Here is a 19,295-nt window from a genome sequence, read left to right as displayed (position 1 = left end):
GGCTATCCGGGTACCGGTCTTCTGGGGAGTGGGACTGTGCATATGGCTATAACCCTGCGCGAGCTTGCGGACAGCGACCTGCCGATCTTCTGGCAGCAGCTGACGGATCCCGAGTTGCAGCAGATGGCGGCTGTGACCAGGAAGTATCACTACGATCGCGGCCACTTCGACCAGCACTGGGCCAAGGTTCGCTCGGACCCGTCCGTGATCTTGCGAACCGTTCTCGCCGACGGCGCTGTAGCAGGGCACGCCGCTGTCTTCGGCCCGCCGTCGGAGCGTGAGGTCACGTACGTCATCGGGCGAACCCATTGGGGCCGGGGTATTGCCACCGAGGCCCTTGCCGAACTGATCAAGCTGGAGCCCGCGCGGCCGTTGCACGCCGAAGCCGTAGCCGACAATGCCGGCTCCCTCCGCGTGCTGGAGAAGTGCGGGTTCCTCGTCACCGGGAAGAACCGGTGCTTCGCACCGGCCCGTGGCGAGGAGATCGACCTGGTGCACTTGACGCTGAGCTGAGTACGCCGACGCCGCCAGAACTGCTCAACCGGCCCATGCGTGGTGGGGCAGGCGGGCGATGCCGAGCACGGCCTCGTCTGTTCCGCTCCGGGCCCACCCGCTGGGTGGCGGACCGGCAGCTCCCGCCCTGCCACCCCCGGTACGCCGCAAGCCCCCTACGGCACGAACTGCATCTCCGGATACCGCCCCGAATTCCCGTCCAGCAGTCCGCCGTCATCGCGTCCGCGCAGCCACCGGTCGAAGAAGGCCGAGACGTACGCCTTCTCCGCGGCCACCGCGCGCCGGGGCGGGACCGTGCCGATCAGCGCCGTGACGTCGTCCTGCGGCAGCTTCAGTGCCCGCGCGATCTGCGGGATCAGCGACTGCCCGTCCGTATAACTCGCATGCCGGCTCCCCTTCAGCATGAACCCCCGCAGCGGGCCCGAGCTGTGTGCCCAGGTGGCGCCCCACGAGGCGACGGTGTGACGGTTGTCTCCGTCCATTCCCAAGAGCAGCAACGGGCGGTGCACGCCGTCCGTTCCCACGCGGGACGGATTCCTCGGATCGTCATCCTCTTGGGTGTATCCCATGACCCCGTCCATGTTCACCGCGGCCTTCACCCGCGGATCGTCATGCAGGGCCAGGGCCGCGGTGAACCCGCCCGCGGACTGCCCGAACGCCCCCACCGCACCGAGATCCAGCGCGCCGCGCACCCCGTCCGGCAGGGCGTTCGCGGAGCCGGGGCGCCCCAACGCGTCCAGTACGGACCGGAGATCGTCGGCGCGGACGTCCGAGACCTTCCGCAGCAGCTCCGGCATCCGGTGCTCCTGCTGTGCGCGGGCCATCTCCGCAGGCAGGACGCTGCGCACCACCCGGCCGCCGGGGAACTCCACGGCCGGCGCCTCGTAGGTGTGGTCGACGCTCACCACCACATAGCCGCGGGAGGCCAGTTCGTCGCAGAGGGTGCTGCCGAGGGTCCGCGGGTCGAAGGCGCCGGGGGAGTACAGCAGCACCGGCAGCCGCCCGTGGTGCGGGGCGGGCGGGGCGCCCTCGTGGGCGTGGGTCGCGGTGGCCGCCCAGTCGACCTCGCCCGCGGGGACGCGCGGCGTGAAGGTGTTCCTCTCGTCGAACCCGGCCGCCTCGCCCGGGAGCATCTGCGGCGCCCGCGGGAAGAGCCGCGCGTCGGCGCGCGCCGGATAGCGGACGCTGATCATCAGCTCCCGGGACCGCCCGGCCACCCAGGGGTCGGGCCGCCGCCGGTCCGTGATCGGGAACGTGGTGATGCCCACCGGGTGGGCGCCGGTCGGCGCGGGCAGCCGCATCCGCACCGGACCGGGCGCGGCAGCCGGCCGCGTGCCCCGGAGGGCGGCCGCCCGCACCGCGCCCCCGGGGGCCTCCGGCTTCCGCCCGCCCGCCGGACCGTCGTCCCCCGTGAGGAGGGGTAAGGACTCGCTATCCGGTGTGCGCGCCCGGGCGCCTGCCGGTGACGCGTCGCGGCCGGCCGTCCCGGTTGCCCCCACGGGGTTCATCGAGCCCGTCGAATGCACCGTGGTCACCGGCCGGTTGGGCCCGCGGTGGTCGCCCGGTCCGCCCGGTCCGCCGGTTCCGACGGTCACCCCCACGATCAGACTGGCCGTCATGACCGCGGCGGCCACCGTCGCCGCCCGCCGGATCACCCGTTGCTCCGTCGCGTCCATCCGTCCGTCTCCCTCCGCCTCGGTGTACGGCGTTCCCCGAAGGGTGTTCCCGGCGCCCGTGCCGCACCTCGCCGCGTCGCGCGCGAGCCCCGGCCCGGCGACGGGCGCCGCACCCCCGTCCTCCGTACGCACTCCACCGGGTGACCGCAGCGCCGCCGCGGACCCGTGTTCAGCATCGTGGACCCGCCGGGCCGGGCGCGAGGGGGCTGACACCCGTATCGGGGGCGCGGCCACCCCGACAGCACGTCTGCGGACCCGAACGCCGAGGTTCTCCGTCCCTCTTCCGCCCGTCCGTGACCCGTGGCATCCTCACGCCGTCAGCAACCTGAACACCGATCACATACGTATACGTCGTCACATGCGTATACGGGGGAGGGCGGGACGCATGGCGACCACGAGACGGAGGCTGCTCGGCGGTGCGATCGGCGTCGCCGCGGCGGCGGCCCTGCCACCCGGCACCGCGCACGCCGCACCTCCGGCCACCGCGGATCCGGCGGGCGCCGGGGACCGTACGGCCGCCCTCTGGCGGGAGTTCACCCGTAGCCCCTTCACCCACCCGCAGATCCCCTACGTGGGCCGCGCCGGATACCGCGGCGGCGCCGAACCGCCCCGGCGTCCCGTAGTGGCCGACGCCGTCCGGGACTACGGCGTCCGACCCGACGGCTCCGCGGACGCCGCCCCGGCCCTCAACCGCGCGCTACGGGACGCCGGGCGGCGCGGCGGCGGCACCGTGTACCTCCCGCCGGGCACCTACCGCATCGACGGCATCATCCGCATCGGCCACGACAACGTCGTTCTGCGCGGCGCGGGCAGCGACCGCACCACGCTGCACGCCACCCGCAGCCTCACCGATCTCATCGGCCCGTACGGCAGCCGCTACGGCGGCGACAAATCCAGCTGGTCCTGGGCGGGCGGCCTCATCTGGCTCTGCCCGCAGGCCCGTTGGGAGTCGCTGACCGAGGCCATCCGGGCCCGCGACTGGCCGTTCGAGGGCTGGACCGGCAACCGCCGCGACGCCTGGCGCACCCTCACCACCGTCCGCCCCGCCCGCCGCGGCGACCGCACCCTCACCGTCGCCGACACCTCCGCCCTGCACCCCGGCGCCCGCGTCCTGCTCCAGCTCTCCGACGACGCCGACCACACCCTCCTGCGCCATATGAGCGGCGACATCCCGGGCGCCGCCACCTATCCCTGGGACGACAGGACCAAGCTCACCTCGTACGTTCCCTACGAGTGGCCCTGCCGGGTCGCCGCCGTCGCACCCCGAGACCGCCGCATCACCCTCGACCGCCCGCTGCCGCTCGACGCCCGCCCCGCCTTCCACCCCCGCCTCACCACCCACATCACGCCGCTGACCGGCGCCGGGGTCGAGGCGCTCACCCTGGAGATGACCGAGACGCCGCAGTCCCCGCACCTCCTCGACAAGGGCTACAACGGCGTCGCCCTCCAGTGCGCCTGGGACTGCTGGGTCGACGACGTCCACGTCCGCCACGCCGACAACGGCTTCCTGCTCGTCGCCGCCAAGGCGTGCACCCTGCGCCGCACCCGCGTCTCCGGGCGCGGCAGCCACCATCCGTACTGCTGCCGCGAGGGCTCGCACGACAACCTCGTCGAGGACTTCACCCTCGACCGCCGCACCGTCCCGGCGCCGCCCGGCACCCAGCTCCACGGCATCAACGTCGAGGGGCTGTCCAGCCACAACGTCTGGTCACGGGGCCGGATGGCGATGGGCACCTTCGACACCCACCGCGGACTGCCCTTCGCCGACGTCCGTACGGACATCACCCTCACCAACGACGGTGCCCACGGCGGCGACGGCAGCGCCGGACCGCTCTACGGCGCCCGCTTCACCCACTGGAACATCACCGTCACCAACCACCGGGCCGGCTGCGTACGGCTCGACGACATCGCCCCGTACAGCGCGACCGTCGCGATCAGCGAGGTCCGCCCGTTCGGCCAGATCGACACCCCCGACTTCACCGGACCGCTGCGCACCCGCACCGAGCGGTACGGACACCCGGGCGCGGTCTTCCCGCCCAACCTTTACGACGCGCAGCGTGCGCTGCGGCTGTGAGGCACCGGTGCCGGGCAGGCGGCGCAGCAGCAGCGCGTAGCCGACCGCCGCGCCGGTGCCGACGACGGCGCAGCCCGCCCACAGGACCTGCGGCCCGTAGTGGTCGATGACGGTGCCGCCGACCAGCGGCGCGGTCAGCGACGCGACCGACCACGACAGGGAGTACATGCCCTGGTAGCGACCGCGGCCGTGGGTGGGCGAGAGGCGGACCACCAGCCCCATCTGGGTGGGGGAGTTGATGATCTCACCGAGCGTCCAGACGGCGACCGTCACCGCGTACACCGCGACCGAACCGCCGACCGCGGTGAGCCCGAAGCCGTACCCGGCCAGCAGCGCGGAGCCGATCAGCAGCGCGGCGGGGCTGCGGTGCTCGATGAAGCGGGTGACCGGTATCTGGAGCAGCACGATCAGCGCGCCGTTGACCGCGATGACCAGCCCGAAGTCGCCGCTGCCGAACCCGTCGCGGCCCATCGACACCGGCAGTGACACATACGCCTGCTGGAAGAGGAGCGCGAGGAGGAGGTTGAGCCCGACGACCGTCATGAAGCGGCCGTCGCGCGCCACCGTCAGCATCGACACCCGCGCGGGCGCCTCCCGCGTCCCGGCGCCCGCCTGCGCCGCCTGCGGACGGGACTCCGGCAGCTTGCGGAACACCACCAGCGCGCAGACCAGGACGAGCGTCGCCTCGCCGAGGAACAGCAGCAGATAGCCGTGCTCGGCGATCAGCCCGGCAGCCGTCGAGGAGACGGCGAAGCCGATGTTGATCGCCCAGTAGTTGAGCGCGAAGGCGCGGGTGCGGTCCTCGGGCGCGACGATGTCCGCCATCATCGCCTGCACGGCGGGCCGCGAGGCGCTGGAGGCGGCGCCGACCACGCCCGCCACCGCCGCAATGGCCACCGGATGCGTCATGAACCCGAGCGTCGCCACCGAAGCGGCGGTCGCCAGCTGCGACAGCAGCATCGTCGGCCGCCGCCCGACCCGGTCCGTCAACACCCCCGACCCGATGGACCCGACCACCCCGCCGAGCCCGTAGAGCGCGCCGACGAGCCCCGCGTACGAGGCGGAGTAGCCGCGCTCGACGGTCAGATAGAGGGCCAGAAAAGTGGAGACGAAGCCGCCGAGGCGGTTGACCAGGGTGCTGGTCCACAGCCACCAGAACTGGGCCGGAAGACCGGAGAAGCTCGCGGGCAGAGCCCTGGCGAACCGCGATGCTGCGGGCATGTCATTTCCCCCGACGGTGAGCGGACGACGGCACCGCGCACGGCACCCGACCGGACCGGCGGCGCCCCCACCGGGCGCCGCCACCGCTCGGAAAACTACTGAGCGCCCCGACGCCACGGCCAACGAATTGACGGGAACCGTCAAACGTCCCGGGGGCGGGCAGCGCCGACCGTGCGCCCCCGGCGCACGCGGCCCGCCCGGGCACTCCGGACCGGCGGCAGCCACCGGCCGCCCGGGGCGCCCGCCCCCGCCCACGCACCCCGCCACCCGCACCGGCCACGGCCGCCCGCCCCCTCGCCCACCTGCGGCTTCGGCCCCGGCGGCGGCCCGGGGCGGCGCTCCCCGCCCGGCCCGGCCTCGGGGCGTTCCCCCACCGGGCGTCGATTAGGCTCGAAGACATGGCCGACGCACCGTACAAGCTGATCCTGCTCCGCCACGGCGAGAGCGAGTGGAACGCGAAGAACCTGTTCACCGGCTGGGTGGACGTCAACCTCAACGAGAAGGGCGAGAAGGAGGCGGTCCGCGGCGGAGAGCTGCTGAAGGACGCCGGTCTGCTCCCCGACGTCGTGCACACCTCCCTCCAGAAGCGCGCCATCCGCACCGCGCAGCTGGCCCTGGAGGCCGCCGACCGCCACTGGATCCCCGTCCACCGCAGCTGGCGCCTGAACGAGCGCCACTACGGCGCCCTCCAGGGCAAGGACAAGGCGCAGACCCTCGCCGAGTTCGGCGAGGAGCAGTTCATGAAGTGGCGCCGCTCGTACGACACCCCGCCGCCGGCCCTCGCCCGCGACGCCGAGTTCTCCCAGTTCGACGACGCGCGCTACGCCGCCCTCCCGCCGGAGCTGCGCCCGCAGACCGAGTGCCTCAAGGACGTCGTCGTCCGGATGCTCCCGTACTGGTTCGACGGCATCGTCCCCGACCTGCTGGACGGAAAGACGGTCCTGGTCGCGGCCCACGGCAACAGCCTCCGCGCCCTGGTCAAGCACCTCGACGGCATCTCCGACGCCGACATCGCGGGCCTCAACATCCCCACCGGCATCCCCCTCTCCTACGAGCTGGACGCCGACTTCAAGCCCGTCACCCCGGGCGGCACCTACCTCGACCCGGAGGCCGCCAAGGCCGCCATCGAAGCGGTGAAGAACCAGGGCAAGAAGAAGTAATTCCCTGCTGGTGAGCCCCCTACCTGCGGTTTTGTCACCGGTAGGGGGCTCGTCGCGGCGGTCCGGGGCCGCCCCGGGGCGGCCGGTCGGCCTCAGATCACGTCCTGCTGCCCCTGCTGCGGCTGGTCCCGGCGCAGCCGGGCGATCTCCCTCGGGATGCGCTCCTTGTGCGACGCCTGCCGCTCCACCGTGGGCGGGGTGAGCCGCCGCGCCGCCAGCTTGCGGCCGTACGGGGGACCAGCCGCACCCCTGACCTGCGGGCCCGCCGCCCGTAGGCGACCGCCAACACGCAGGGACCCGGCACAAAGCCCCGCACACCCGAAGGCGTACGGGGCTCGTCGTGCCTCGAAGGGCGGCCGCCCGAAGGTCAGCCGCAGGATCCGCCGCACTGGCAGGGCGCGCCGCCCTGGCAGCCGCAGCTGCACCCGGCGCCGCAGCCGCATGCGCCGAGCAGCGGCAGACGGGGCCGTTCGCCGGGGACCTGCTCGGTGCGGGCCGTCGTCTCGTGGTTCTCCGTGCTGCGTGCCATGAACATGCCTCCTCTGGATCACCTGTCGCCATTCCAAGCCCGCGCACCGCGGCGCGTCAACGGCGCGCAGAGGCACACGGCCCCGGCGCACACCACCGGCACCCGGAGACGGGCCGGTCGGCGCCCCCGCACCGGCCGGCCCGCCTCCGGGCCCGGCCGCGTCCGCCGCGCATGGCTGGATCAGGCGCCCTCGACGCCCGTCGGCGGGGCGATCTCGTCGGCGTGCTCACCGGTCACCAGATAGACGACCCGCTTCGCCACCGACACCGCGTGGTCGGCGAACCGCTCGTAGTAGCGGCCCAGCAGCGTCACATCGACGGCCGTCTCGATGCCGTGCTTCCAGCGGTCGTCCATCAGGTGCTGGAAGAGCGCGCGGTGCAGCCGGTCCATCGCGTCGTCGTCCTGCTCCAGCTGGAGCGCCAGATCGACGTCCTTGGTGATGATGACCTCGCCCGCCTTCGCCATCAGGCGCTGCGCCAGCTGGCCCATCTCCAGGATGGTGGCGTGCAGGTCACGCGGGACGGCCGTCTCCGGGAAGCGCAGCCGGGCCAGCTTCGCGACGTGCTGGGCGAGGTCGCCGGAGCGCTCCAGGTCGGCGCTCATCCGCAGCGAGGTGACGACGATCCGCAGATCGGTGGCGACCGGCTGCTGCCGGGCCAGGAGGGTTATCGCCCGGGCCTCCAGATCGCGCTGGAGGTCGTCGACCTTCTCGTCGGCGGCGATCACGCTCTCGGCCAGCTTGAGGTCCGCGTCCAGGATCGCCGTGGTGGCGCGCCCGATCGCGGAGCCGACGAGCCGGGCCATCTCGACCAGGCCCTCGCCGATCGAATCCAGCTCCTCGTGGTACGCGTCCCGCATCTGTGACCTTCTCTCGCATCGACTGGTGACGTGGGCGAACGGGGGCGCGGACGGTGCGCACACACGTTCCGCTCCCACGCTCCCACGGACGGTGTGCGGACGGACCGGACTCCGCGAAGAGCCCACCGGCCGCCCGGGGCCCGGGGAAGGGGGTCCCGGGCGGACCCGGAGCGCGTCCGGACGCCGGATCCGGCACGGACACCGGAAGCACTGCCTCCACGGACCGCCCCGGCGCCACGGCCGTCCGCCGCTGCGGGACCGCTGCGCGCCCGCATCCGCACCGCTCACAGTGCGCGGGCATCACGAAGAGCGGTGCCACCGGGGGTGAAGCGGGGACGGCCTCAAGGTGAACTCTGGGCGACGCGGCCACGGCCGGAGCGGGCGCCCGGATCCCCCCTCCGGGCGGCGGCGTACGCCTGTGACGTGCCCCTTCCGAGGGAGCACACGGAGGCCGCCCGGCGCGGCCGACGGGGCCGGAATGGCCGGGAACCGCCCCGAACGGCCGATTCGTGACCACCGGAATGAACCACTTCTGACGCCACGGTGAACTCTGGGCGACGGCTGTTCGAGCAGACACCCGGACGGCTGGGGAAGTGTCGGACCTGCCGCATAACCTGGAGTCATGAACGTGGACGCGGCCTTCGCCGCAGTGGCAGCTGTCGCCGGTCTGGGGACCGGCGTCTTCGCCATGCTGGCGTTCCGCTGGAGCGAGCGGGACCAGGTCAAGCCCACCCGCACCTCCCTGCACACCGACGCGGTCCTGCCGCCCGGCGTCGACACCGTACTCTCCGTCCTCCGCTCCTCCGCCGTCGTGCTCGACGAGTCCGACGCCGTCGTCAAGGCCAGCTCCGCCGCGTACGCGCTCGGGCTGGTCCGCGGCGGGAAGCTCGCCGTCGAGCCGATGATGCAGATGACCCGGGAGACCCGCCGCGACGGCGAGATACGCCAGGTCGAGCTGGACCTGCCGCGCCGCGGCACCGGCCGCGGCGACACCCTCGCGGTCTCCGCCCGCGTCGCCCCGCTCGGCTCCCGGCTGGTGCTCCTCCTCGTCGAGGACCTCACCGAGGCCCGCCGCATCGAGGCGGTCCGCCGGGACTTCGTCGCCAACGTCAGCCATGAGCTGAAGACCCCGGTCGGCGCGCTCTCCCTGCTCTCCGAGGCGGTGATGGACGCCAGCGACGACCCCGAGGCCGTCACCCGCTTCGCCGGCCGGATGCAGAACGAGGCCACCCGCCTCACCAACCTCGTCCAGGAGCTGATCGACCTCTCCCGGGTCCAGAACGACGACCCGCTGGAGGACGCCGAGCCGGTGGCGGTCAAGGAGCTGGTCGCCGAGGCGATGGACCGCTGCCGCCAGCCGGCCGGCACGAAACAGATCACCATGGCCTCCAACATGGGCGTGCCCTCCGGCTCCACCGCGGAGAGCGAGACCGGCCGACGCCCGCTGCCAGTCCCCGACCTGCACATCTGGGGCAACCGCGGCCAGCTCGCCGCCGCCCTCGGCAACCTCGTCGAGAACGCCGTCAACTACTCCCCGGCGCACACCCGCGTCGGCATCGCCGCCCGCCGGGTCTCCGCACCCGGCGGCGACCTGATCGAGATCGCCGTGACCGACCAGGGCATCGGCATCTCCGAGAAGGACCGGGACCGTGTCTTCGAGCGGTTCTACCGCGTGGACCCGGCGCGCTCGCGCGCCACCGGCGGGACCGGCCTCGGCCTCGCCATCGTCAAACACGTGGCCGCCTCCCACGGCGGAGAGGTCACCGTGTGGAGCGCTGAGGGACAGGGCTCCACCTTCACCCTGCGTCTCCCGGAAGCCGGCGCCGTACGCGACCGCGAACGCCCCGACGACCGCACAGCTGCGGAGGGCCTCGACGACGAGGACCGCCCGTACGAGACCTTCAACGATCCACTTCCTGCTCACCCCGCCCCGGAGGTCCTTCCGTGACCCGAGTGCTTGTCGTCGAGGACGAGGAATCGTTCAGCGACGCACTGTCGTACATGCTCCGCAAGGAGGGCTTCGAGGTCGCCATCGCGGCGACGGGCCCCGACGGCCTGGACGAGTTCGAGCGCAACGGCGCCGACCTGGTCCTGCTCGACCTGATGCTGCCGGGCCTGCCCGGCACCGAGGTCTGCCGCCAGCTGCGAGGCCGCTCCAACGTCCCGGTCATCATGGTGACCGCCAAGGACAGCGAGATCGACAAGGTCGTCGGCCTGGAAATAGGAGCCGACGACTACGTCACCAAGCCGTTCTCCTCGCGCGAGCTGGTCGCCCGGATCCGCGCGGTGCTGCGCCGCCGCGGCGAGCCGGAGGAGGTCACCCCGCAGGCCCTGGAGGCCGGTCCGGTCCGCATGGACGTCGACCGGCACGTCGTGACCGTCGGCGGCGGCAAGGTCGACCTGCCCCTCAAGGAGTTCGACCTCCTGGAGATGCTGCTGCGCAACGCCGGCCGGGTGCTGACGCGTATGCAGCTCATCGACCGCGTCTGGGGCGCCGACTACGTGGGCGACACCAAGACGCTGGACGTCCACGTCAAGCGGCTCCGGGCCAAGATCGAACCGGACCCGGGCGCCCCGCGCTACCTCGTCACCGTCCGCGGCCTGGGCTACAAGTTCGAGCCGTGACCGGGCCCGGCCGCCCTCCGGGGCGGCCACCGGACGCCACTGGGGCGCCCCTCTGATCCGGAGGGGCGCCCCAGTGGCGTTGCTGCGGGTGGCGGCGGCTCAGTGGCCGGAGTGCGCCTCTCCGTCGTGACCGGCGGGCGCACCGGGCTGCCCCGACTCGGTGGGCTTGCCGGACTCCGACGGCTTGCCCGACTCGGTGGGTTGGCCGGTCGCGGTCGGCGTGGTGCCGGGCTGCGGGACGATCTCGGGGCCGAAGTCCTTGAAGTAGCCGTGCGCGGGCACGACCAGCGCCGGGATCTGGACCTTGCCGGTGCGGCTGAAGGAGAAGGTGACCGGCTGCGCGTTGCCGTCCTGCGCGGCCTCCCGGCCGTTGGCCAGGACCGCGGAGGCGTTGCCCTTGCCGCCGAGCACCAGGTAGCCGTGGGCGGGCACGGTGAGGGGGCCCTTGGCGCCCTTCGCCGGGCTCAGCTCGGCGCTCTGGCCGGTGCCGGGCAGGGAGATGGAGTCGAGCTTCTGGTCCTTGGTGCCGTTGTTGAACACCGTCGCGGTGACCACTGCCGGGCCCTTGGCCTTCAGGTCGGGCTGGGTGACCACGTTGGCGTTCTGGACCCTGATGTCACCGACGGAGGTCTCGGCGTTGTCCGGCTTGATCTCCAGGGTCTGGGCATCGTTCCCCGCGCTGCACGCGGAGAGCGAGGCGATGGAGAGCGTGAGGACGGTGGCGGCGAGGACGCCGCGTCGAAGGCTGCGGCTCACGGCGGCGGCATCTCCTTGGACGAGCTTCGGCGGCCGAACGGCGTCCGGTCGCGGATGGACGGCTGGGCGGCGCAGCGTACGCGTCATGATCGACGGGTGCGTAAAGCCGCCCTAAGGGTGTGTCAGCGCCGCTAGGTTACCGAGCCGTCTTCGCGCCGCCGCACCCGACCCGCCCCCAGCGCGATCACGGGCCGTCCCACCCCGCCGGAACTGCCCCCTCCGTATGTGTCTTCCACGGGGTGCGACGGCGGGTGCTTTGTGACGGGAATATGCACGGAGAGCCGGTTACCGAGGTCGGGCGGCCGGAATCTGTGCCGTTCCCCGACGAAAGAAGTATTCGCCGGGAAAACCGTCCGTCCACGGAATTGATCACCGGGCCCGCGGACCCGAAGGTGATCAATTCCAGAAACCCGTCCGAGAGATCGTCGGAGTCCGAACGGAGTAGCGGAAGTCGCTCATACGGATCGGCGCAAAGCGGACCTTTCACCCTGTTGGACGGGTGCTTCCGGGCTCGTCGTGGGTGCGTTTCTCTTCACCGGAGAAACACCTCTCACCTGCGGATACCTGTATTCCGTCCCCCTCTGAAGCACGACGCAGCTGCTGTTGTCAAGCCCCGAGATATGCCCTGACCTGCGAAAACGCCATTCAGAACGGTCCGTTCCCGTGTTAGCATGGATAGCCACGGAAGGGGTACCTGTCACATGACGTTCAAGGTTGGCGACACCGTGGTCTATCCCCATCACGGGGCCGCGCTGATCGAGGCCATCGAAACTCGCCAGATCAAAGGCGTGGACAAGACCTACTTGGTGCTGAAGGTCGCCCAGGGTGATCTTACGGTTCGCGTACCGGCGGACAATGCGGAGTTCGTCGGTGTGCGCGATGTGGTCGGCCAGGACGGGCTGGACCGGGTCTTCGAGGTGCTGCGTGCACCGTACGCCGAAGAGCCGACGAACTGGTCCCGTCGTTACAAGGCGAATCTTGAGAAGCTCGCCTCCGGTGACGTGATCAAGGTCGCCGAAGTGGTGCGCGATCTCTGGCGCCGGGAGCGTGAGCGCGGACTGTCCGCCGGTGAGAAGCGCATGCTCGCCAAGGCGCGCCAGATCCTGGTGAGCGAGCTCGCCCTCGCGGAGAACACCAACGAAGACAAGGCCGAGGCCCTGCTCGACGAGGTCCTCGCGTCCTGACGACGCGCAGACCACGCCGTAGCGCTCCGTGCGGCGACACGGACGGACCGGCGTGGTGAGCGGCGCGCACGACGCGCCGCAGCAGTGAGCACGCAGTGATGCCGCGGTGCCCGATGACGACCCCTCCGGGGGATCTGTCGCCGGGCGCTGCGGCATATCTGCGCTCCGCGCGGCCGATCCCGGGACGGTCTGACGCCTGCCGGGCGGCGAAGTGGTGTGCCGGGCTCGGACAACTGCCTCGACCACTGTCACGGAAGGGGCGGTTGAGGCGTGGCGCCCGGCACGGTGAGGCCATACCCACGTCGGCCGCGACAACAAACCTGTCTGCCCCAATTCCGGGACCTCCCGGACTCCGGAGCCCTCGATGCCAGATCCCTCCCGCCCGATCCGTACCGCCGCGGTGATCCCCGCGGCCGGTCGCGGCGTCCGTCTCGGCCCCGGCGCCCCCAAGGCGCTGCGCACCCTCGGCGGCACCCCGATGCTGGTCCACGCGGTCCGCGCGATGGCCGCGTCCCGCGCCGTCTCCCTCGTCGTCGTGGTCGCCCCGCCGGACGGCGCGTCCGAGGTGCGCGCCCTCCTCGACGAGCACTCCTTCGGCCGCGCCGAGCTGCTGGTGGTGCCCGGTGGCGAGACCCGCCAGGAGTCGGTGCGCCGCGGGCTCGACGCGCTGCCCGACACCATCGACGTGGTCCTCGTGCACGACGCGGCACGGCCGCTGGTGCCCGTCGACACCGTCGACGCGGTGATCGCCGCGGTCCGCTCCGGCGCCCGGGCGGTCGTCCCGGCGCTGCCGCTCGCCGACACCGTCAAGCAGGTCGAACCGCGCCCCCGGGGCGAGGCGGAGCCGGTGACCGGCACCCCGGATCGGGCGCTGCTGCGCGCCGTGCAGACGCCGCAGGGCTTCGACCGGGAGACCCTGCTCAAGGCGCACGACACGGTCATCGAGGGCGAGGGCGCCACCGACGACGCGGGTCTGGTGGAACGGCTCGGGGCGCCGGTCGTCGTCGTCCCCGGCCATGAGGAAGCGTTCAAGGTGACCCGGCCGCTGGACCTCGTCCTGGCCGAGGCCGTACTCGCCCGTAGGAGGGCCACTGATGGGTATGTCTGAGCCGGCCGAGCAGTCCGGGCCGGATGCGGGGGGCGTCGTCGGGCTGCCCGGGATGCCGCTCGTCGGGATCGGTACCGACATCCACGCCTTCGAGCGGGGGCGGGAGCTGTGGTGCGCCGGGCTGCTGTGGGAGGGCGCCGAGTACGGCCTCGCCGGGCACAGTGACGGCGACGTGGTCGCGCACGCCGCGTGCGACGCGCTGTTCTCCGCCGCCGGGGTCGGTGACCTCGGCGCGCACTTCGGCACCGACCGCCCCGAGTGGTCCGGGGCCTCCGGTGTGACCCTGCTCGCCGAGGCGGCGCGCATCGTACGGGCCGAGGGCTTCGCCATCGGCAACGTCTCCGTGCAGGTCATCGGTGTGCGGCCGAAGGTCGGCAAGCGGCGGGAGGAGGCGCAGCGGGCGCTGTCCGCCGCCGTCGGGGCGCCGGTCTCGGTCTCCGGCACGACCTCGGACGGCCTCGGTCTCACCGGCCGCGCGGAGGGCCTCGCGGCGGTGGCGACGGCGCTGGTGGTCCGTACGGCGTGAGCCCGTAGGGGAGATGCCGGAGGCGGTCCGCCGGTGCGGTGGGCGGCCCCTACGGGGAGCCCCGGCATCTCCCTGACATCGGCGGGAATGCCGTTGGGCGGCGGGGAGTTGGGGGGAAGATCGGAGCGAACGCGCTCGGCCCGCATCCCTGGAAGGACCCGTCGTGACCGCCATCCTTTCCGACGACTTGAAGCAGCTTCTCGACACCCCGGTGTTCGTGACCGTGGCCACGATCCAGCCGGACGGCAGTCCGCAGCTCTCTCCGGTCTGGGTGCAGCGGGACGGCGAGGAGCTGTTGTTCTTCACGACGCTCGGTCGGCGCAAGGCCGAGAACCTCCGGCGGGATCCCCGTATCGGCGTCCTCGTCCAGCCGGCCGACGCGCCCTACCTGTACGCGGAGATACGCGGCACGGCCACGCTGACCACGGAGGGCGGCCGGGAGCTGATGGATGAGCTGTCGCGGAAGTACACGGGGAAGGACTACGCCGACTTCCGGCCTGCCTTGGCGGCGGAGGACGGGCAGGTGGTCGTAAGGATCACGCCGCGCAAGGTGGTGGGCCGCATCTGAGCGAACGGGCGGCGGGCCGCCCGCCGGGGAGGTGCCTGGCGGCACCGTCCGCGGCCCTGGGGGCGTACGGTGATCCGGAGCGGAACGGGCGAGCGTCACGCTTCGGAAACCGTGCCCCCGGGGGGCACAGGGCACTCCCTCGTTCCGACTACCCTGGTTCCGTGACGATTCGCCTGTACGACACCAGCGCCCGGCAGATCCGTGACTTCACCCCGCTCGTTCCGGGCTGTGTCTCGATCTACCTGTGTGGCGCGACGGTGCAGGCTGCCCCGCACATCGGGCACATCCGGTCGGGCCTGAACTTCGACATCATGCGCCGCTGGTTCAGCCACCGCGGCTACGACGTGACGTTCGTCCGCAACGTGACCGACATCGACGACAAGATCATCAAGAAGGCCGCCGAGCAGGGCCGCCCCTGGTGGTCGATCGGATACGCCAACGAGGTCGCCTTCAACGAGGCGTACGACGCGCTCGGCTGCCTCCGTCCGACCTACGAGCCGCGGGCCACCGGCCACATCCCCGAGATGATCGAGATGATGCGCGGCCTCATCGAGCGCGGCCACGCCTACGCCGCCGACGGCAACGTCTACTTCGACGTCCGCTCCTTCCCCGGCTACCTGGAGCTGTCCAACCAGGAGCTGGACAGCCTCCGGCAGCCGTCGGGCGAGGGCGAGACCGGTAAGCGGGACCCGCGGGACTTCGCGATGTGGAAGGCGGCCAAGGAGGGCGAGCCCAGCTGGGAGACGCCCTGGGGCCGCGGCCGTCCCGGCTGGCACCTGGAGTGCTCCGCGATGGCGCACAAGTACCTGGGCAGCGCCTTCGACATCCACGGCGGCGGCGTCGACCTGGTCTTCCCGCACCACGAGAACGAGATCGCGCAGGCCAAGGCGTTCGGCGACGACTTCGCCGTGTACTGGGCGCACAACGCCTGGGTGACCATGAGCGGCGAGAAGATGTCCAAGTCGCTGGGCAACTCCGTGCTGGTCAGCGAGATGGTCAAGCGCTGGCGTCCGATCGTGCTGCGCTACTACCTCGGCACCCCGCACTACCGCTCGATGATCGAGTACAGCGAGGAGGCGCTGCACGAGGCCGAGGCCGCGTTCGCGCGGATCGAGGGCTTCGTCCAGCGCGTGGTGGAGAAGGTCGGGACCGTCGAGCCCGCAGCCGAGGTGCCGCCGGCCTTCGCCGAGGCGATGGACGACGACCTGGGCGTCCCGCAGGCGCTGGCGATCGTGCACACCACCGTCCGGCAGGGCAACTCCGCGCTGACCGCCGACGACAAGGAGGCGGCGGTCGCCCGCCTCGCGGAGCTGCGGGCAATGCTCGGCGTGCTCGGCCTCGACCCGCTCGACGAGCGCTGGTCCGGCGGTGCGGAGCGCGGCGAGGACCTGCACGGCGTGGTCGACTCGCTGGTCCGCCTCGTGCTCGACCAGCGGCAGGCCGCCCGGGGGCGGAAGGACTACGCCACCGCCGACGCCATCCGCGACCAGCTCCAGCAGTCCGGTCTGGCCATCGAGGACACCCCGTCCGGCCCGCGCTGGTCGCTGTCGTGACCGTCCCCGGGCACCGCATTGCCGCGCTGCCCTGACCTCGTCGCACGCCACGGCGGCAGCGTCGCCGTGGCACCCCGGCCGCCGTCCGGATTCGCCCTCCCCGGCGGCCGCGGGCGACACTCAATCCATACGTACGTATCCACTCCACGTCGCGAGACGTCGAGCGCAGTGAAGAAACGGGTGACCCATGGCCGGCAACAGCCAGCGCAGGAACCGCCGCACGTCCAACAAGAAGGGCGCGCAGATGGGCAGCGGCGGCCAGCGGCGCAAGGGCCTCGAAGGCAAGGGCCCGACCCCGCCCGCCTCCGCCCGCAAGGGACATGTCAAGAACCGGATCGCCAACGCCAAGGCGAGGCAGGTGGCGGCGCGCCGTCCCGCCCCGCGGCGCGGCGGCGCGAAGGGCACGGCCGAGCTGGTCGTCGGCCGTAACCCGGTCTTCGAGGCGCTGCGCGACGGCGTGCCCGCGACGACCCTCTACGTCCAGCAGTTCATCGACTCCGACGAGCGGGTCCGCGAGGCGCTCCAGCTCGCCACCCAGCGCGGCGACATCAACCTGATGGAGGCGCCCCGCCCCGAGCTGGACCGGATGACCAACGGCCTCAACCACCAGGGTCTGGTCCTCCAGGTGCCGCCGTACGACTACGCGCACCCCGAGGACCTGGCGGCCGCCGCGTTCGACGACGGCGAGGAGCCGCTGATCGTGGCGCTGGACGGCGTCACCGACCCGCGCAACCTCGGCGCGGTCGTCCGCTCCGTCTGCGCGTTCGGCGGCCACGGTGTGGTCGTGCCGGAGCGCCGCGCGGCCGGGATGACCGCCGGTGCGTGGAAAACCTCGGCGGGCACCGCGGCCCGTACGCCGGTCGCCCGCGCCACCAACCTGACCCGGACGCTGGAGCAGTACCAGAAGGCCGGTCTGATGGTCGTCGGGCTGGCCGCCGACGGTGAGATGGAGCTCCAGGACGTCGAGGCGCTGGACGGTCCGGTCGTGATCGTCGTCGGCAGCGAGGGCAAGGGCCTGTCGCGGCTGGTCGGCGAGACCTGTGACGTGCGGGTGCGGATCCCGATGCCGGGCGGCGCCGAGTCGCTGAACGCCGGTGTCGCCGCCGGTGTCGTCCTGTGGGAGGCGGCCCGCCGCCGCGGCTGAGCGCATTCCGCCGGGCGCCGGGCCACGGCCCGCGTCCGGCGGCTCCGCCGCACGGAGTCACAGGTCAAAGCGTGACGCTCCGTGCGGCATCCGGTGATCCTGTGATTTTTTGACGGGTCTCGGACAGATCGACCAGGTCAAGGCAGTGTCTTAACCGCTCGTCACTCGGTTAGATGAGCGTGGACACCAGAACACCCCGCATGCCTACGGGGGGACGCTCGCCGGGCTTCGATGACGAGCCGCCGCTGAGCTCGGTCAAGGTGCCGTGCGATCCCGCGCAGGTCATCGTCAACCACGCCAGCTTCCGCGTACAGCTCGCCGAGCCCGTCGTGGCCCGGGTCCGGGCCGGGGCCCGGGCCCCCGTCCTCGGCGCGCGGGGCGGTGGACGCCGGGCGCCCGTGGTGTGGAGCGGCCGCACCGATCCGGGCGGCTCGGCCGGCGCCACCACCCAGCTCCTGCGCGCCGTCCGCACCTCCGGCATCGGCCTGGACACCGACAGGGTCGACGACGCCGCGGAGACGCAGATCCTGCCGCGGGTGACCGCCGACACCGGCCCCACCGTCATCGGCCAGCGCACCCCCGCCGACGCCGACACCACGCTGCTGCGCCCGGTGCGCCCCGGCGGCGGCCCGTACGACCCGTACGGCGCCGACCGGGAGGCGTTCGCGGGCGAGCGGGACGCCGCGTACGACGACGCGTATGCGGGTGACGGCGACGCGGACCGCTTCGAGGCACGGGAGAGCTACGACGCCGAGCGGCGCCGCGGCGGCGACAGCGTCCGCCACGCCTACTACCCGGGCCGCCGGATGAACCTCGGCGTCGTCCTGCTCCCGCTGCGCATCTTCCTCGGCCTGATCTCGATCTACGCCGGCATGGGCAAGCTCTGCGACCCCGTCTACTTCGACGGCGGCGAACGCGGCTCGATGGTGAAGTGGCTGTCGTCGCTGGAGCCGTGGGCGCTCGCCGCCCCGCTGCGCGACTTCGCGCTGGCGCACCCGGTGGGCGCCGGGCTCACCGTCGCGTTCCTCCAGGTCGTGGTCGGTGTGCTGACCATCTGCGGCCTGTGGCAGCGGCTGGCCGCGTCGGTCGGCGCACTGCTCTCCGCGGTGCTGCTGATGACCGTCACCTGGCACAGCGTCCCGGCGTACGACGCGCCGGACATCATCTACCTCGCCGCCTGGAGCCCGCTGGTCATCGCCGGTGCCCCGGTGTACTCCCTCGACGCCCGGCTGGCCGGCGAGGCGTGGCGGCGGCTCGGTCCCCGCGTCGACGTCATCGATCTGCGGCGCCGGGTGCTGCGCCGTGGCGCGGCGATGACCGCGGTGATCGCCGGGCTGACGCTGCTGATCGGCTCGGTGCTCGGCGGCGCCGTGCGGTCGGCGACGGTCACGTCCGTGCCGCGGCCCGGCGAACCGGCGATCAACAACCTGCCCGGCCGGCCGCTGCCCAGCCCGCACCGGCAGGCGACCCGCCCGCAGCAGACCCGGACCGCGGCCCCGCACCGCCCCGGTACGCCACTGCCGGGCGCCGGGCACACCGCAGGTCCGACGGGCACACCGCCCTCGTCCGCGGGCAGCAGCTCCCCGACGGCCGGGGCGACCAGCGGCACCGGCCACCAGCCCGGCGCGGGCGCCACGACCGGCGCCCCGCAGCACTCCGCCTCGACCCGGGCCCCGGCGCCGACCACGGCGCAGCCGTCCGGCGGCACGGGCGGCGGGGCCACCGGCTCCGAGGGCGACGACTCGACCGACAAGCCGAAGGAGCACACCGGGGCCCTGGGCGGTCTCCTGGGGTGATCCC

At 72.7% G+C, this 19,295-nt stretch carries 16 protein-coding genes and 1 pseudogene; 12 read left to right on the top strand and 5 right to left on the bottom strand.

Annotated elements, in window-relative coordinates:
* Positions 1–42 precede the first annotated feature (42 nt).
* Positions 43–513 carry a GNAT family N-acetyltransferase gene (locus ACZ4U4_RS21820; RefSeq protein ID WP_467876809.1) on the top strand — a complete coding sequence of 157 codons (471 nt, stop codon included), beginning with the start codon at positions 43–45 and terminating at the stop codon, positions 511–513.
* 155 nt (positions 514–668) lie between these two features.
* Here the strand turns inward: ACZ4U4_RS21820 and ACZ4U4_RS21815 are convergent, their stop codons facing one another.
* Positions 669–1,814 carry an alpha/beta hydrolase family protein gene (locus ACZ4U4_RS21815; RefSeq protein ID WP_467876806.1) on the bottom strand — a complete coding sequence of 382 codons (1,146 nt, stop codon included), beginning with the start codon at positions 1,812–1,814 and terminating at the stop codon, positions 669–671.
* Positions 1,815–2,574: 760 nt separating this feature from the next.
* On the opposite strand from ACZ4U4_RS21815, the gene ACZ4U4_RS21810 reads away from it, so the two are divergent.
* Positions 2,575–4,263, top strand: a complete 1,689-nt coding sequence (locus ACZ4U4_RS21810) for a glycoside hydrolase family 55 protein (protein WP_467876803.1) — start codon at positions 2,575–2,577, stop codon at positions 4,261–4,263.
* A 78-nt stretch (positions 4,264–4,341) separates the two neighbouring features.
* Here ACZ4U4_RS21810 and ACZ4U4_RS21805 read toward each other — a convergent pair.
* Positions 4,342–5,484, bottom strand: a pseudogene (locus ACZ4U4_RS21805) (MDR family MFS transporter); the annotation flags it as partial.
* A gap of 398 nt (positions 5,485–5,882) precedes the next feature.
* Here ACZ4U4_RS21805 and ACZ4U4_RS21800 point away from each other — a divergent pair.
* A complete protein-coding gene (locus ACZ4U4_RS21800) occupies positions 5,883–6,644 on the top strand; it encodes a phosphoglyceromutase (RefSeq protein ID WP_467876801.1) in 762 nt (253 codons plus the stop codon).
* Positions 6,645–7,011: 367 nt separating this feature from the next.
* Here ACZ4U4_RS21800 and ACZ4U4_RS21795 read toward each other — a convergent pair whose 3' ends face one another.
* On the bottom strand, positions 7,012–7,173 hold the full coding sequence (locus ACZ4U4_RS21795; protein ID WP_467876799.1) for a hypothetical protein: 162 nt from the start codon (positions 7,171–7,173) through the stop codon (positions 7,012–7,014).
* 180 nt (positions 7,174–7,353) lie between these two features.
* The gene (gene phoU / locus ACZ4U4_RS21790) at positions 7,354–8,031 is read right to left on the bottom strand and encodes a phosphate signaling complex protein PhoU (protein WP_030288826.1); all 678 of its coding nucleotides are present in this window, start codon (positions 8,029–8,031) and stop codon (positions 7,354–7,356) included.
* Between the two features lie 622 nt (positions 8,032–8,653).
* On the opposite strand from phoU, the gene phoR reads away from it, so the two are divergent.
* Together phoR and phoP are read left to right on the top strand one after the other, a co-directional pair.
* Positions 8,654–9,979, top strand: a complete 1,326-nt coding sequence (gene phoR / locus ACZ4U4_RS21785; protein ID WP_467876796.1) for a two-component system sensor histidine kinase PhoR — start codon at positions 8,654–8,656, stop codon at positions 9,977–9,979.
* A gap of 5 nt (positions 9,980–9,984) precedes the next feature.
* Positions 9,985–10,656 (top strand): two-component system response regulator PhoP, encoded by a 672-nt coding sequence (gene phoP, locus ACZ4U4_RS21780; protein WP_467605373.1) that lies wholly within the window; start codon positions 9,985–9,987, stop codon positions 10,654–10,656.
* A 99-nt stretch (positions 10,657–10,755) separates the two neighbouring features.
* Here phoP and ACZ4U4_RS21775 read toward each other — a convergent pair whose 3' ends face one another.
* Complete coding sequence (locus ACZ4U4_RS21775; protein ID WP_467876794.1) at positions 10,756–11,412, bottom strand: copper chaperone PCu(A)C domain-containing protein; 657 nt, start codon at positions 11,410–11,412, stop codon at positions 10,756–10,758.
* 701 nt (positions 11,413–12,113) lie between these two features.
* Between ACZ4U4_RS21775 and ACZ4U4_RS21770 the strand changes: the two genes are divergently transcribed.
* The 7 genes from ACZ4U4_RS21770 to ACZ4U4_RS21740 all read left to right on the top strand — a co-directional run bounded on the left by ACZ4U4_RS21770 (position 12,114) and on the right by ACZ4U4_RS21740 (position 19,291).
* Positions 12,114–12,596, top strand: a complete 483-nt coding sequence (locus ACZ4U4_RS21770; protein ID WP_003953493.1) for a CarD family transcriptional regulator — start codon at positions 12,114–12,116, stop codon at positions 12,594–12,596.
* A gap of 364 nt (positions 12,597–12,960) precedes the next feature.
* A complete protein-coding gene (gene ispD, locus ACZ4U4_RS21765; protein WP_467876792.1) occupies positions 12,961–13,704 on the top strand; it encodes a 2-C-methyl-D-erythritol 4-phosphate cytidylyltransferase in 744 nt (247 codons plus the stop codon).
* Complete coding sequence (ispF, locus tag ACZ4U4_RS21760) at positions 13,697–14,230, top strand: 2-C-methyl-D-erythritol 2,4-cyclodiphosphate synthase (protein WP_467876999.1); 534 nt, start codon at positions 13,697–13,699, stop codon at positions 14,228–14,230. Before ispD ends, ispF begins: the two co-directional genes overlap by 8 nt.
* Before the next feature lie 163 nt (positions 14,231–14,393).
* Positions 14,394–14,798, top strand: coding sequence for a PPOX class F420-dependent oxidoreductase (locus ACZ4U4_RS21755; protein ID WP_467876789.1), 405 nt, complete (start codon positions 14,394–14,396; stop codon positions 14,796–14,798).
* A gap of 161 nt (positions 14,799–14,959) precedes the next feature.
* Complete coding sequence (gene cysS, locus ACZ4U4_RS21750) at positions 14,960–16,351, top strand: cysteine--tRNA ligase (RefSeq protein ID WP_467876786.1); 1,392 nt, start codon at positions 14,960–14,962, stop codon at positions 16,349–16,351.
* A 187-nt stretch (positions 16,352–16,538) separates the two neighbouring features.
* Positions 16,539–17,495 carry a 23S rRNA (guanosine(2251)-2'-O)-methyltransferase RlmB gene (gene rlmB, locus ACZ4U4_RS21745; RefSeq protein ID WP_467876783.1) on the top strand — a complete coding sequence of 319 codons (957 nt, stop codon included), beginning with the start codon at positions 16,539–16,541 and terminating at the stop codon, positions 17,493–17,495.
* Positions 17,496–17,695: 200 nt separating this feature from the next.
* On the top strand, positions 17,696–19,291 hold the full coding sequence (locus tag ACZ4U4_RS21740; protein WP_467876780.1) for a DoxX family protein: 1,596 nt from the start codon (positions 17,696–17,698) through the stop codon (positions 19,289–19,291).
* Positions 19,292–19,295 lie beyond the last annotated feature (4 nt).

This window comes from Streptomyces sp. NPDC029159 (assembly GCF_055564055.1).
The sequence above is the reverse complement of the archived record's forward strand: the minus strand, read 5'-3'. Positions and strand labels throughout refer to the sequence as shown.

Bases quoted from the DNA above. Each gene is read 5' to 3' on its own strand.
- ACZ4U4_RS21770 (WP_003953493.1), top strand. From the start codon at position 12,114: ATGACGTTCAAGGTTGGCGACACCGTGGTCTATCCCCATCACGGGGCC.
- ACZ4U4_RS21740 (WP_467876780.1), top strand. From the start codon at position 17,696: ATGCCTACGGGGGGACGCTCGCCGGGCTTCGATGACGAGCCGCCGCTG.
- ispF (WP_467876999.1), top strand. From the start codon at position 13,697: ATGTCTGAGCCGGCCGAGCAGTCCGGGCCGGATGCGGGGGGCGTCGTC.
- phoR (WP_467876796.1), top strand. From the start codon at position 8,654: ATGAACGTGGACGCGGCCTTCGCCGCAGTGGCAGCTGTCGCCGGTCTG.
- ispD (WP_467876792.1), top strand. From the start codon at position 12,961: ATGCCAGATCCCTCCCGCCCGATCCGTACCGCCGCGGTGATCCCCGCG.
- ACZ4U4_RS21820 (WP_467876809.1), top strand. From the start codon at position 43: ATGGCTATAACCCTGCGCGAGCTTGCGGACAGCGACCTGCCGATCTTC.
- ACZ4U4_RS21800 (WP_467876801.1), top strand. From the start codon at position 5,883: ATGGCCGACGCACCGTACAAGCTGATCCTGCTCCGCCACGGCGAGAGC.
- rlmB (WP_467876783.1), top strand. From the start codon at position 16,539: ATGGCCGGCAACAGCCAGCGCAGGAACCGCCGCACGTCCAACAAGAAG.
- phoU (WP_030288826.1), bottom strand. From the start codon at position 8,031: ATGCGGGACGCGTACCACGAGGAGCTGGATTCGATCGGCGAGGGCCTG.
- ACZ4U4_RS21795 (WP_467876799.1), bottom strand. From the start codon at position 7,173: ATGGCACGCAGCACGGAGAACCACGAGACGACGGCCCGCACCGAGCAG.
- ACZ4U4_RS21815 (WP_467876806.1), bottom strand. From the start codon at position 1,814: ATGCGGCTGCCCGCGCCGACCGGCGCCCACCCGGTGGGCATCACCACG.
- ACZ4U4_RS21810 (WP_467876803.1), top strand. From the start codon at position 2,575: ATGGCGACCACGAGACGGAGGCTGCTCGGCGGTGCGATCGGCGTCGCC.